The organism is Nannocystis sp. RBIL2, assembly GCF_026626745.1.
GTDB lineage: Bacteria > Myxococcota_A > Polyangia > Nannocystales > Nannocystaceae > Nannocystis.
Map to the genome: position 1 here is coordinate 2,895,910 of NZ_JAPNJW010000002.1, position 14,016 is coordinate 2,909,925.

Annotated in this window: 10 protein-coding genes; 5 read left to right on the top strand and 5 right to left on the bottom strand. The window is 72.1% G+C overall.

Annotated features, from left to right (window positions below):
- Positions 1 to 100: 100 nt before the first annotated feature.
- The 3 genes from OV090_RS36680 to OV090_RS36690 all read right to left on the bottom strand — a co-directional run bounded on the left by OV090_RS36680 (position 101) and on the right by OV090_RS36690 (position 2,448).
- Entirely contained in the window at positions 101 to 472 is a 372-nt protein-coding gene (locus tag OV090_RS36680; RefSeq protein WP_267709373.1) for a response regulator, read from the bottom strand.
- Entirely contained in the window at positions 469 to 1,779 is a 1,311-nt protein-coding gene (locus tag OV090_RS36685) for an ATP-binding protein (protein WP_267709374.1), read from the bottom strand. Before OV090_RS36685 ends, OV090_RS36680 begins: the two co-directional genes overlap by 4 nt.
- Positions 1,780 to 1,986: 207 nt before the next feature.
- Positions 1,987 to 2,448, bottom strand: a complete 462-nt coding sequence (locus OV090_RS36690) for a hypothetical protein (protein ID WP_267709375.1) — start codon at positions 2,446 to 2,448, stop codon at positions 1,987 to 1,989.
- A gap of 270 nt (positions 2,449 to 2,718) precedes the next feature.
- On the opposite strand from OV090_RS36690, the gene OV090_RS36695 reads away from it, so the two are divergent.
- Positions 2,719 to 5,058 (top strand): S9 family peptidase, encoded by a 2,340-nt coding sequence (locus OV090_RS36695; protein WP_267709376.1) that lies wholly within the window; start codon positions 2,719 to 2,721, stop codon positions 5,056 to 5,058.
- Positions 5,055 to 7,070 (top strand): ATP-dependent helicase, encoded by a 2,016-nt coding sequence (locus OV090_RS36700; protein WP_267709377.1) that lies wholly within the window; start codon positions 5,055 to 5,057, stop codon positions 7,068 to 7,070. The genes OV090_RS36695 and OV090_RS36700 overlap by 4 nt, the downstream gene beginning before the upstream one ends.
- A gap of 247 nt (positions 7,071 to 7,317) precedes the next feature.
- Here OV090_RS36700 and OV090_RS36705 read toward each other — a convergent pair whose 3' ends face one another.
- Positions 7,318 to 7,515, bottom strand: a complete 198-nt coding sequence (locus tag OV090_RS36705; protein ID WP_096326703.1) for a hypothetical protein — start codon at positions 7,513 to 7,515, stop codon at positions 7,318 to 7,320.
- Positions 7,516 to 7,979: 464 nt separating this feature from the next.
- Positions 7,980 to 8,534, bottom strand: coding sequence for a tRNA (adenosine(37)-N6)-threonylcarbamoyltransferase complex ATPase subunit type 1 TsaE (locus tag OV090_RS36710; RefSeq protein WP_346660436.1), 555 nt, complete (start codon positions 8,532 to 8,534; stop codon positions 7,980 to 7,982).
- Between the two features lie 133 nt (positions 8,535 to 8,667).
- Between OV090_RS36710 and OV090_RS36715 the strand changes: the two genes are divergently transcribed.
- The 3 genes from OV090_RS36715 to OV090_RS36725 all read left to right on the top strand — a co-directional run bounded on the left by OV090_RS36715 (position 8,668) and on the right by OV090_RS36725 (position 13,799).
- Positions 8,668 to 10,800, top strand: a complete 2,133-nt coding sequence (locus OV090_RS36715) for a M1 family metallopeptidase (RefSeq protein WP_267709379.1) — start codon at positions 8,668 to 8,670, stop codon at positions 10,798 to 10,800.
- A complete protein-coding gene (locus OV090_RS36720; RefSeq protein ID WP_267709380.1) occupies positions 10,797 to 11,570 on the top strand; it encodes a hypothetical protein in 774 nt (257 codons plus the stop codon). Before OV090_RS36715 ends, OV090_RS36720 begins: the two co-directional genes overlap by 4 nt.
- 399 nt (positions 11,571 to 11,969) lie before the next feature.
- Positions 11,970 to 13,799 (top strand): TlpA disulfide reductase family protein, encoded by a 1,830-nt coding sequence (locus OV090_RS36725; protein WP_267709381.1) that lies wholly within the window; start codon positions 11,970 to 11,972, stop codon positions 13,797 to 13,799.
- Positions 13,800 to 14,016: the final 217 nt, after the last annotated feature.

Genomic DNA, 14,016 nt, shown 5'->3' on the forward strand with positions numbered 1-14,016 from the left:
GAGGGCCGCGGCGACCCGCCCGCGCAGGTGTCCGCTCGCGGCGCGCACCGCTGGCTCCGGGCCGTCTGCAGCCTTCGCTGCCCGCGCAGTCACGCCGCGGTCACGCCTCCGCTCGCGGCGCCGCCTCGGCCACCGCCGCCAGCAGGTCGCTGATCTCGAACGGCTTGGCGATGCAGGCCGCCGCCTGCAGCTGCGCCGTCCGCTGTGACGCCCGGGTGTCGCCCGTGATCACGATGGTCGGGATGGCCGCCATCGACGGGTCGCGCAACATCTGCTCGCGCAGCTCCCAGCCGCTCATCACCGGCATCATGAGGTCGAGCAGGATGAGGCTCGGTCGCAAGCCGCCTTGCAACAGGAGCAGCGCCTCCTTGCCGTTGGGCGCCGTGACGACCTCGTAGCCCTCGCCCTCGAGGACCAGGCCCATCGTCTCGCGGATGTCCCTGTCGTCCTCGACCACCAGCACCGGGCTCACGACGAGGTCTCCCGGCGCAGAGCTGTCCCCTCCACCACCAACCCCTGGACGGCCGGCGGCGCCAGCGGGAGGTCGACGGTGAACGTCGCCCCGACGCCGGGCCGCGACTCGACCGCGATCCGGCCGCCGTGCATCTCGACGAAGCGGCGGGCGATGTAGAGCCCGAGCCCGAGCCCGCCGTGGGTCTCGACCGGGGCCGCGCGCTCGAACGGGTCGAAGATCCGCTCGAGCGCCTCGGCGGCGATGCCGATCCCGCGGTCGATCACCTGCAGCCGTGCGCCCTCGCCGTGGAGCGTGATCGTCACGTCGATCGGCCGCCCCTCGCCGTACTTGATCGCGTTCGTCAGCAGGTTCGTGACGATCTGATCGAGGCGCGCCGGATCCCACTCACCCACCGCCGTCTCGGCCCCGTGCAGGCGGATCTGCCCCGGCGCGCCGGTCTCGCTGGCCGACAGCAGATCGATCACCGCGTCGGTCACCGCCACCAGATCGACCTGCGACCGCTCGAGGCGGAGGCGACCGATCTGCAGGCGCGTCGCGTCGAGCATCTCCGACACCAGAAGCTCGAGCCGGCGGAGCTGGCGGTGCAGCACCCCGACCGAGCGCTGCGCCGCCTCCGGCAGCTCCGCGCTCTCGAGCCGGCGCAGCGCCAGCTTGGTCGCGGTCAGCGGCGTCGACAGCTCGTGCGAGGCGATGCGGATGAACTCGTCGCGCACCCGCAGCTGCCGGCTCTGCTCGCGCTCGATCGTCAGCACCCGCTCCGCGTCGAGCGACAGCGGCAGCGGCGTGCGCTCGGTCGGCAAGTCGACCACCGCCTCCCAGCTCTCGACGTCGCCTCTGGCGAGGTCGAACTTGTGCTGCAGCGTCTCGAACGACTTGCCGAATTCGGCCAGGCCGTCATGCACGACCGCGTTGAGCGGGCACGAGATGAACGGCTCGCTGCCGGCGGCGACCAGCCGCTCGTACGCGCGGAGCCCGAGCAAGCGGTGCCAGCGGGCCTGGATCAGGTCGTTTTCCCACCTCACCACCTCGAGGTCGACGAACCCGTGCTCGACGAAGAAGCCGATCGTCTTCTCGAGCACCTCGTGGAGCGTGCGCGGCCCGCCGAAGTCGTAGCCGACCTCCTCGAGGTATTCGCGGATCCGCCGGCCCATCTCGCGCACCAGCACGCGCACCGACGCCGGGTCGTAGAGCGACAGCGTGCGCCCGAGGCCGTACACGTACGCCTCGTAGAGCGACCGGCGGAACTCGGCCTCGCGCGACGCCTGGGCCTCGCGGGCCGCCAGCGCCTGCTCGAGCTCGGCCACTCGCTGACGGAGCGCACGAACCTCGTTCTCCGTGTCCCCGGATGCAGCAGCGTCAGCAGGAGCCGGAGTCGCCACTTCGTCTCTCCCTGAGGCTCACGGTATCACGACCCACCGGGGCCGCAAGCGATGCGCGCGCGGGGCCGAACGCGCCGCCAGGGCCTGCCGCGCGCGCCCGCTCGTCCGGGAAGCAGCGGCCGAGTCCGGCGCTCAGCCGACGAACGGCGCCAGAGTGCGCGCCAGCCCCGGCACCGCGATGCGCACGTGAGCCTCGGCCGAGTCGCGCAGGCGGTCGTAGGTCTTGCGCAGGGGGCCGCTGGCCTTGGCCGCGCGGCGGTCGGTGACCGTGAGCAGCGCCTGGGCGACGCGGGGCGCCTCGGTGGTGACGTGGGCGGCGAACACCTCGGGCAGCGGCGCGCCGGCGCGGGCGGCCTGCTCGCGGCTCTCGACGTACGCGGGCTCGAGCGCCACCGCGAACTCGGGCAGCAGGCGATCGACGACGTCGGCCACCATCGACGGGCGGATCGCCGCGACCAGCTTGTAACCTGCCTTGATGGCCAGGGCCGAAAGGCCAGTCTTGCTCTTCACCTCGGCGTCGATCAGCGAGGCGCACGCGCGGACCACCTGCGGACGAACCTCTTCTCGGGTCAAGATCTCGACTAAGGTGGCCATGGGCACGCTTTATGGCCGATTTCCCGCGGCCGCGCAAGCCGACGCGCGCGCAACATCGTCGCCTCGCGCCTCGCTTTACACCCGTCCGAGGCGCCCGCGTCAAAGTGGCACGCACCCGCTTCGCCTCGCGGCTCCACACGCGCCCCGCCGCGGCGACTCGGTGCTTCCGCACACGCCGCCGCGAAACCGCGGCAGCGGGCGCCTCGGCGGGCCACGGCGCTCGCCGCGACCGCGTTCACGGCGGGCGCGAGTGTGCCAAGATGCACGCGCGTGCCGTCCCCCCTGAACTTCGACGCACCGTTCGTCCGCGGCCTCGCGCTCGCATGCCTCGCGCTGACCGGCGCGTGCGGTCGCGACGACGCGCGTCACGAGCCGCCGCCTCGCCCCGTCATGACCACGCCTTCCACCTTCAAAGCCCCGCTCCCGCTCGAGGAGGCCGCCGCCTATCCGCTGCCCGGCCTCGTCGGTCCGCAGTCGATCACCTTCACCCCCGACGGCAGCGCGCTCGCCTACTTGCGCAGCCCCGAGCGCACGCTGGTGCGCCAGCTCTACCGCCGCGACCTGAAGACCGGCGAGGAGAGCCTGCTCGTCGCCCCGCCCGGCGGCGGCGCGACCGAGGCCAACCTCTCGCTCGAGGAGAAGCTGCGGCGCGAGCGGTCGCGCCAGCGCGAGCTCGGCGTCACCTCGTACGCGTGGGCCGAGGACGGCGACACCATGCTCGTCCCGCTCATCGGCAAGATCTACGTCAAGCGGCCCGCGGACAGCGAGCTGCGCCTGCTCGTCGATCCCGGCCCCGGCGCCCCGCCGGCGCTCGACGCCAAGCTCTCGCCCGACGGCGAGCGCGTCGCCTATGTCCACGACGACGAGCTGTACGTCGTCGACGTCGCCGGCGGCCAGCCGAAGCAGCTCACCCGCGGCGCGCGCGGGACCGGCAAGACGAACGGCCTCGCCGAGTACATCGCCCAGGAGGAGATGCACCGCAGCCACGGCTTCTGGTGGTCCGACGACGGCCAGCAGCTCGCGTTCGTCGAGGTCGACGAGACGCACATCCCGGTCTACCGCATCGTCCACCAGGGCAAGGACCAGGTCGGCGACGGCGCGCAGGAGGACCACCGCTACCCGTTCGCCGGCAGCCCCAACGCGCGCGTGCGCCTCGGCGTGGTCCCGGTCGCCGGCGGCCGCGTCACCTGGATGGACCTCGGCGAGTTCGAGTACCTCGCGCGCGTCAAGTGGTTCCCCGACGGCAGCCTCAGCGCGCAGTTGCAGGACCGCAGCCAGCAGCACCACCGCTTCGTGCGCCTCGACCCGCGCACCGGCAAGCGGACGCTCCTGGTCGAAGAGACAGCCGCCCCCTGGTACAACCTGCACGACGACCTGCGCCCGCTCGAGAAGGGCGCGGGCGAGCTGGCCGGCGCCTTCCTGTGGTCGAGCGAGCGGACCGGCTTCCGCCAGCTCGAGCTGCGCGCCGGCGACGGCCGACTGATCCGCGATCTGACCTCGGGGACATGGCCCATCGACCATGTCGTGACCGTCGACGAGGAGCGCGGCCGGGTCTACTTCACCGGCTGGCGCGAGCGCCCGACCGAGCAGCACCTGTTCATGGTCCCGCTGGCCGGCGGCGACGTCGTCCAGCTGACGCAGGAGCCCGGCGTCCACGGCGTCGTCGTCGACCGGGCCAAGCGGCGCTTCGTCGACGTCCACAGCAGCGTGCGCCACCCGACCCGCCTGTCGCTGCGCAGCCTCGACGACGGCGCGCTGATCGAGGAGCTGCCGACCGAGGACGACCCGCGCCTGGCCAGCCTCGATCTCCCGCCGCCGGAGCTGGTCAGCTTTCGCAACCGCCACGGCGACGAGCTGTGGGCCGCCGTCTACCGACCTGACCCTTCGGCCATCCGCGCCGACGCCCGCGGCGCCCCGGTCCCCGCCGGCCCGCCCTACCCGACGCTCGTCGCGGTCTACGGCGGCCCGCACGCCCAGCGCGTCGTCGACACCTGGGGCACCACCGTCGACATGCGCGCGCAGGCGCTGCGCAGCCGCGGCTATCTGGTGATCAAGATCGACAACCGCGGCAGCGCCCGCCGCGGCCTCGCCTTCGAGGGCGCGATTCACCGCGACCTCGGCCGCGTCGAGCTCGAGGACCAGGTCGACGGCGTCCGCCACTTCACCAACCTCGGCCTCGTCGACCCGGCGCGCGTCGGCATCTACGGCTGGAGCTACGGCGGCTACCTGTCGGCGATGGCGATGGTGCGCCACCCCGACGTGTTCCGCCTCGCCGTCGCCGGCGCCCCGGTCACCCACTGGGACGGCTACGACACCCATTACACCGAGCGCTACATGGGCACCCCGGCGGACAACCCCGAGGGTTACCGCGAGAGCAGCGTCATGGCCCACGCCGGCGAGCTGCGCGGCGCCTTGATGCTCGTCCACGGCCTCATCGACGAGAACGTCCACTTCCGCCACACCTCGCGGCTCATCGGCGCCCTCATCCGCGCGCGCAAGCCCTACGAGCTGCTGCTGTTCCCCGACGAGCGGCACATGCCGCGCGGCCTCGAGGACCGCGTGCACATGGAAGAACAGATCCTCGCGTTCCTGCAGAAGCACCTCGGATGAAGTACGTCCTCAAGTCGAGCGCCCCGACGCGCGTACCCTTCGACCTGTCGCGCGAGCTCAACCCGCAGCAGCTCGCGGTCGTCGAGGCCGATCCGGGCGAGATCCTCGTGCTCGCCGGGGCCGGCACCGGCAAGACCCGCACGCTGACCTACCGCGTCGCCCGCCTGGTCGCCGGCGGCTGCCACCCTGAGCGGATCCTCCTGTGCACATTCACCAATCGCGCCGCGCGCGAGATGGTGGCGCGGGTCGAGTCGCTGCTCGGCGTCGAGATGCGGCGCTGCTCGGCCGGCACCTTCCACCACGTCGGCAACCGGATCCTCCGCCGCTACGGCGCCGCGATCGGCCTCTCGCCCGACTTCGGCATCCTCGACCCCGAGGACGCGCGCACCCTGCTGAGCGCCGTGGTCGCCGAGTTCGGCCTGCAGACCCTGACCGCGCGCCGCTTCCCGCAGCCCAAGGTGCTGGCCAACCTGATCAGCCTGGCCGCCAACACCCGCAAGCCGCTGCTGCAGGTGGTCGAGGAGCACGGCCTGCGCCTGCTCGATCAGGCAGTCATGGTCGAGGAGGTCGCGGTCCGCTTCGCCGAGCGCAAGCGGCACATGAACGTGTGCGACTTCGACGACCTGCTGATCCACTGGCTGCGCCTGCTCGAGGACCCGCGCCTGTCCGAGGTCGCCGCGCTGGTGCGCTCGGCCTACGACCACGTGCTCGTCGACGAGTACCAGGACGTCAGCGCGATCCAGGGCGCGCTGGTCGACGCCATGGCCAAGGAGCACGGCAGCCTGGTGTGCGTCGGCGACGACGCCCAGTCGATCTACGGCTTCCGCGGCGCCGACTTCGCTCAGATCGCCGAGTTCCGCGGCCGCCACCCGCAGGCCCGGCTGTATCCGCTGACCATCAATTACCGCTCGACGCCCGAGGTGCTCGCGCTCGCCAATCGCAGCATCGCCCGCAACGTCAAGCAATACCCCAAGGAATTGGTGGCGGTGAAGAAGTCGGGGCCGAAGCCGGCAGTGATCCCGCTGCGCGACGTGTTCCAGCAGGCCGAGTTCATCGCCCAGCGCGTGCTCGAGCTGCACCACGAGTACGACCTGCCGCTGTCGCGCATGGCCGTGCTCTACCGCAACCACTCGCACAGCCTCGAGCTGCAGGTCGAGCTGACGCGGCGGCAGATCCCGTACACCGTGCGCAGCGGCCTCCGCTTCTTCGAGCAGGCCCACATCAAGGACGTGGTCGCCTACCTGCGCGCGCGCCAGAACCCGCAGGACAGCCTGTCGTGGATCCGCCTGCTGCGCCTGTGGCCGGGGGTCGGCGCGCAGACGGCCGAGCAGCTGGCGGTGCTCCTGGCCAAAGAGACAGCCGCGGGCACCGCCTCCGCCGGTCAGGTGCTGGCGGAGCAGGCGGGTCAGGCGCGCGGGCGGGCCCGGCCGGCGCTCGAGCGGCTGGCCGAGCTGTGGGCGATCCTCGAGAACCCCGAGCTGCGCAGCCCCGGGGCGATGATCCGCGAGGTCGTCGCCCGCCACTACGGCGAATACACCGAGCGCAACTTCCCCAACGCCGCCGCCCGCAAGGACGACCTCGAGCACCTCGCCGGCTATGCCGAGCGCTACGACGGCGCCAACGAGTTCCTCAGCGAGCTCGCGCTGGTCCAGGGCATGAGCGCCGAGAACGTCCTCGGCGCCGAGGAGCCCGACGACATGCTGGTGCTGTCGACCGTCCACCAGGCCAAGGGCCTCGAGTGGCCGATCTGCTTCATCTTGTGGCTGGCCGAGGGCCGCTTCCCGATGGCCACCGCGGTGCGCGACCCGGCCGACCTCGAGGAGGAGCGGCGCCTGTTCTACGTCGCCGCCACCCGCGCCGCCGACGAGCTGTACTGCTGCTATCCGGTGATCGAGGAGACCCGCGACGGGCCGTCGCACATCATGCGCCCGAGCCGCTTCCTGGTCGAGATCGACCACAACCCGGCGGTGTTCGAGCGCTGGCAGATCGAAGAGTCCCCGGCGACCGGCTGACCTCGCGGGCATGTCCGCGCGGACATGTGCCCAGGAGCATGTCCGCTCGCACATGCCCCCTCGGACACACCGAGGATTTGCCGCCCGCTCCGCGGCCGATCTCGCCGCAAGAATTGCCGGAGCGTACGAGTCGGCGGGGCAATCGTCGATCGCCCGTCCGGCGAATCGCCGAACGCACAAAAAAAGGCCGCTCCGGACAGGAGCGGCCTTTTTATTCGCTGCGTGCGACCCTGGAGGGTCGAACGGCCTACAGGTCGTAGGGGCGAACGGTGCTGCGGTTGTTGCTCTTGCAGCGCTCGATCGCGGCGCCGAGCAGCTCGTGGACCTTGTCGGACACGGCCTGGATCAGCTCGCCATCGCTGCGGAGACCCGCGTCACGGATGACGTCCTTGACCTTGCTGCCGACGACGAGGATTTCCTTGGGTGCCTTGTTCTTGGTTGCCATTGTTGGTTCTTTCGCTCGTACGTCCGTGCGGACGAGAATGTGGAGGAGGTCGCGGTAGATCGGAGAAGCCCGACCTCGTTGCTCGGCAAGGACCATAATCCGGAACATCTGCTCTGCAAAGGCAAATTTGCAGCGTAGGAGCCAACTTTTTTCGGGGAGGGCCAGCGGGGAGGGGGTAGCGGCCCGTGTACCTTAGGTGTCGCGGACCTGTCGGCGCCGCCCGATCGCACCTTCGACGACGCGCTTGCGAGCTCGCTAAATCGGCGAAATTCCATGAATCTGGCCGCCTACGCGCCGCCGCGGCCGCCGAATTGCTCGACGTCGGCGCGCCGCATGTCGATGCTGCGAGCAGAGTCCGATCTCCCTGAAGCCCGCGTCACAGCCCGTGAGGCCCAGAAGATCGCATCTGCCCCGACGGCCGTGTACTCGCCGGCCAGGTCTCTCGCGACCTTGCCTTCCTTCCTTTAAGAGGAGGAAGAGAGGCCCTCGCAGGCGACCGACCATGCGGACAGCAGCGCAGCCGCACGGGGGCCAGTGGCCGCGGCGAACAGGGATCTGCGGTCCGCGGACGGACGCGTCAGCGTGATCGCCAGGTGATCCGCAGGTGGTGTACGCCACCGAGATCCCCACTCGACGATCATCGCCGCCCCGCGCGAGAGGCTCGGCTGTTCGGCCGCTTCGCCGAACGCACCGGCCTCGAGGAGCAGCTCCTCGAGGTCGAGGGAATCGAAGCCTGCGCCGCCGCCGAGGCCCTCGTCGCCGTCGCCGCCGAGGCGGAACAGATCGACGTGGACGAGGCTCGGGCCGCGGCCGTGGTGGACCATGCAGAGCGTGAAGGTCGGGCTCTGGACCCGAGCGGGATGAGACACGCCGAGGCCGACGGCGATCGCACGCGTGAGCGTCGTCTTGCCGGCGCCCATGGGGCCGTGGAGCAGCACCGAGTCGCCGGCCTGCAGACACGCCCCGAGCGCGCGCCCGCGCAGAGCCAGGGCCTCCTGGTCGAGGTCGGTGAATTCCAGCGATCGTCCGCCGCCGTCGTCGGCACCTGCGCCCCTGTCAGTCGGCCCTGCGCTCACGCCGCGAGTGTACACGCCGTGCGCCGAAGGAGCGGCCTTGTGCGCCGCGAAACTCCGGTGGTACAGGGCTGGTCCGATGCTCGCAGTGGGCTCTCGTCTCCTCCGTCGCGCCGCCGCGTGCGCCCTCGCGGGCGTCGTCGCGTGCGAGCCGGGGGCGGCGCCGGAGCGGCGGGTGCCGGACCCGGCCGATCCGCTGCGACCGCAAGACGTCCGCGGCCCGATCCCCGCGGGCATCAAGCTCGCCGACTACGTCCTCGACGCCAGCCTCGACGCCGACAAGCACACCGTCAGCGGCACCGCGCGGATCACCTGGCGTAACCACACGCGCGCGCCCGTCGACTCGCTGGTGCTCCACCTCTATATGAACGGCTTCCGCGCCGAGGACACCGCGTGGATGGCCGAGGCCCGCGGAGCGCACCGCGGCGCGCGCCAGGACAAGGGCGAGGGCAAGTGGGGCTACATCGACGTCCGCGCCGCTCGCCTGCTCGCCCACGGCCCCGCCGTCGACTTCAAGGCGCCCGAGCAGCGCGACGCCGCCGCCACGCCGCTCGCGCTGGTCGAGGGCGCCGACCCCAGCCTCGGCACGATCGCCCTGCCCCGCCCGGTCGGCCCCGACGAGGCGGTCACCGTCGAGCTCGACTTCTTCACCCAGCTCCCGCGGGTGTTCGCGCGCACCGGCTACGACGGCGACTTCCACATGGTCGGCCAGTGGTACCCGAAGCTGGCGGTGCGCCACGACGCCGGCTGGCAGGCCCACGTGTTCACCCTGCACAGCGAGTTCTACGCCGACTTCGGTGACTACGAGGTCCACCTGGATGTCCCCGAGGACATGGTCGTCGGGGCGACCGGCGTGCTGGTCGAGGAGCGGCCGCCGGAGGGCGGGCGCAAGCGGCTGCACTACCGCGCCGACACCGTGCACGACTTCGCGTGGGCGGCCTCGCCCGACTTCCTCGAGTACGACGACATGTGGCACGACGTCAGGATCCGCCAGCTCATCCCGCGCGCGCTGGCGGCCGACGCCCAGCGCCACCTCGAGGCCCAGGTCGCCGCGCTCGAGAGCATGGACGCGCGCTTCGGGCCCTATCCGTGGTCGACGATCACGATCGTCCACCCGCCGGAGTCCGCCGGCGGGGCCCAGGGCATGGAGTACCCGACGCTCTACACCACCTCGGACATCCTGCGCCTGCCGCTGCCGCTGCGCCTGCTCGGCATCCACGAGCTGCTCACCGGCGAGTTCACCACCATCCACGAGTTCGGCCACCAGTACTTCCAGGGCCTGCTCGCCTCCGACGAGGCGACCCAACCGTGGCTCGACGAGGGCATCAACTCGTTCTCCAACACCCTCGTGCTCGACGACTGGTTCGGCGGCGACGCCACGATCGCGCGGATCGGCAACCAGCGCGTCTCGACGGTCGACATGATCCGCGTCGCCCTCTCGAGCAGCGCCGAGCTCGACGCCGTCGACCGCCCCGCCGAGGCGTACCGCGACTTCACCGGCACCTTCGGCGGCACCGTCTACCGCAAGACCGCCGCCGTGTTCCACACCCTGCGCGCGCTGGTCGGCCCCGAAAAATTCGACCGCGCCTTCCGCGTCTACTGCGACACCTGGCGCTTCCGCCACCCGACCGGCGCCGACCTGCGGGCCGTGCTCCTGCGCGAGTTGGGCCCGAAGGTCAGGATCTCCGAGACAGGTCCCGACGGACAGCCGGTCGACCTCGACGTCGCCGACTTCCTCGCCCAGGGCCTCGAGACCACCGCCTCCGTCGACTTCACCGTGGCCAGGATCGCCAACCGGCGGGCCGTCGGCGGCGGCGGTTGGCGCCGCGGCCAGGACGGCGCGCTGGCCCTGATCCAGCCGGAGGCCGAGCCCGCGGGCGAGGAGCTGGCGGACGAGGCCAGCGAGGGCTTCGCGCTGATCGTGCGCGAGGGCGAGTTCCGCCTGCCGGTCGAGCTCGAGTTCGAGTTCAAGGACGGCGAGCGCGAGCGGCTGTGGTGGGACGGCCAGGCCCGCTACCGCGTGTTCACCTTCCCCGGGCGCAAGCTGGCCGGCGTCACCGTCGACCCCGACGACAAGCTCCTGCTCGAGGGCGAGCGCCTCGACGATCACCTGCGCGCCCCCGGCTCGCGCAAGCCCGACGGCATCAGCGACCCGCTCTCGCGCTTCAGCGAGGCCGTCGACCTCGCCCTGCTCGGAGGCATCGGCCTATGAGGTCGCTGCGCCGCGTGCTCCGCGTGCCCGGCCTGTGGCTCGGCCTGTGCGCCCTGCACCTCGGCCTCGCGTGGGGCCTGGCCCTGCCGGTCGCCGGGGCCGTGCGCACCGTCATGGGCGGGCGCGTGTGGACCGACCCGCACCGCCTGATCGCCGCGCTCGCCGAGCTGCTGGCCCAGAGCCCCGCGATCGTCGCCGTGTTCGCGGCCGCCACCCTCGCCAGCGGCCTGCTCGGCGCCGCGATCGCCCTGCTCGTCCGCGGCGGCGCGCTGCTCCGCCTCGACGACGCCAGCGACCGGGGCACCCGCGCCTGGGCCGAGTTCGGCCGCGCCAGCCTCGGCAACCTCCCGGTGCTGGCCCTGATCGGCCTCTACGGCCTGGTCCTCCGCCTCGTCCTCAGCTTCGTCACCAACGTATTGGCCGCCTCGCACGCCCTCGTCGAGCTGGTCGTGCTGATCCTCGTCCTGACCTTCGCCACCTGCGTCGGCGACCTGGCGGCCGCCCGCCGGGTGCTCCGCGGCGAGCGCGGCGTCCACCCCCGCGAATACGTCCGCGCCTGCGTCGACGTGGCCAAGAGCCCGCTTTTGTGGCTGAGCTCCGGCGCGCTCACCCTCGCCCGCTGGGCCGTCGCCGCCGCGATCGTCCTGGTCGCCGTCCACGGCACCGGCGAGGCCTGGGCGTCCTGGTCCGCCCGCGGCCTCGCCTGCGTCGCGGTGTTCCTCGCGCTGTGGCGCATGGCCGTCGCGGTCGAGGCCAGCCGCCGCGCCTGAGCCGGGCTCGCCTGTCCCTCGAGGCAGCTTCTCACGCGCGCAGATCGGCCTGTCTCTCGGGACAGCCATCGCACCGCCACGCGCGCGAGACATCGCCGAAGCATGTCCAAAAGAACATGTCCTCATGGACACATGTTCCATTTCCCGCGGTCCTCATGTGTCCCCCTGAGCCAGCGCGTCACTCGGAACGTGTCCCGCGAAACATGTCCTTATAGACATCCTCTAAACCACGCAGCCATGACAAAATGTCCGGCCGCGCCGCCTCGCCCCGACGCAATGCCCCTCGCGCCAGCCCTCTCGCGTCGCTTACGGCGTGCTTACGGTCTGACGGACGCGCCGATCTTTCTGACCGTCGGACACCTCGGCTCGCGCCGCCGCGGCGTGCTAGCCTTCGCCTTCATGCGCGTTGGTATCCTCCCCTGGTTGTTCGTGCTCGCGGCCTGCGGCGCCGCGGCCGACGCACCGGCCCCGGCGGCCCCGTCTCCCGTCATAGCCACGACGACGCCCCTATCGACCCCGGCGCCCGCACCGGCAGTGAGCGCCGTCGGCGGCCGCCTCCGGGCCCACGACGGCTCCCCCCTGCGCACGGGCAGCTTCGCCCTCCAGCGCAACGGCTTCATGAAGCCGGTCGTCAGCGGCTCGCTCGCCGCCGACGGCAGCTTCCGCGTCGAGGTCGAGCCCGGCCTCTACACGCTCGTCATCGGCGCCGTCGATCACGCCCAGATCTCGCGCCCCCTCCTGCTCGCGGGCGCCGTCGAGGTCGAGGGCGAGCTCGGCACCTATCCCCGCCCCGAGCCGGGCGAGGTCCTGCAGCTGCGCCTGCAGTGGCTCGACGCCGAGGACAAGCCGCTGGCCGAGGAATGGCGGCCGGCCGCCCGTACGCCTGCCGGCACCTATCGCCTCGGCCTCGCCGACCGGCCCCAGCGCGCCGCCAAGCTGCGCTACCAGCTCAGCCGCGAGTATGGCACCCACAACGGCCCGGTCGCCGACAGCTACGAGAGCGACGGCGGCGGCGACTTCTGGTCGGTCCTCGCCCTCGCCGGGCGCGACGCGCTCGAGCTCGACCTCGCAGCGCTCCCGCCGGCGGGCAAGCCGGCGCGCATCGAGTGGCGCGGCGAGCCGCCGGACCAGCGAGCAGTTCGGCTCTACCGCGAGACCTGGGAGCCGCGGAGCGCCGCGCTCCAGCGCAGCATGATGGCCCCGGACGGCAAGCTCCTCGAGCCGACCGCGGCGCAGCGGGCGACCCTGGCCGCGCTGGCGGCCGAGGCGCGCGCCGAGGCCGACGCCGCCGGCGACGACGACACGCGCATGTTGCTGCGCCTCGCCTACCTCGACGTGTTCCCCGTCCTCGACGACCCCGCGGACGCGCGCGAGCAGGCCGACTGGGTGCTGGCGCGCGTCGATCCGCTCGACCCGCGGCTCGGCCTGTTCTCGTCGGTCCCCTTCCACCTCGGCCGCGTGCTCGACACCGCCGACGAGAGCTTCGCCGCGCGAGCGGAGGCGTGGCTCGGCCACGCAACCGACCACCCCGACGCCGAGCTCGCGCTCGCGGCCCTCCAGCAGCTCCTCTTTCGCGCCGACGCGCGCGGCCTCGACGACCGCGTCGCCGCGCTGTACACCCGCGTCCGCGAGCCGCGGTTCGCCGGCAACCTCACCGCCGGGTTCGTCACCAAGCAGTTCGACCCGGACCGCGCGCTCCAGCCGGGCAAGCTGTTCCCCGACTTCGAGTTCCCTGCGCTCGCCGCCGGCGCTCCTGCGGTCAAGGGCGCCGATCGCCGCGGTCGGCCCTACTTCATCGAGTTCTGGGCGACCTGGTGCGGCCCGTGCGTCGCCGGCATGCCCGAGCTCCACGCCGCCTACGCCGCGGTCAACAACCTGCAGGCCGGGCCCGGCGAGGACGCCCTGCGCAAGCTCGGTCCGGCCGAGCGCCCCGACATCGAGTTCGTGTTCGTCTCCCTCGATCAGAAGCCCGGCGACGTCGAGGCGTTCCGCGCCCAGCAATGGTCGATGCCGTGGACGCACGCGATCGTCGGGCCGGAGGACGCCGGCGGCGTCTGGGAGCGCTTCGGCTTCATGGGCATCCCCATGGGCGTCCTCGTCGACGGGGCCGGCACCATCGTCGCGCTCAGCAACGACCTCCGCGATCACGAGCTGCTGCCCACCCTCCAGCAGGCGGCCCGGGCGACCCCGGCCGCAGCGCTCCCGGCGCGAGCGATCGGCCGCCCGTGAGCGTGAACATGGCCTTATCGACATGCCCTGAAAGACATGTCTTCATGCCCATGCCCTTATGAGCATGCCCTGAAGGCCATCCTATGCGATCGCAGCGGCCTGCCGCGGGAGGATCCCTCCCTCTGCTCCAGCCGCCCCCGACCTGCGCCTCGTGCCGGGGCCATGCTCCGCGCACCAGGCGTCGATCCCTGCCTCTCGCGACGGGCCCATCCGCCAT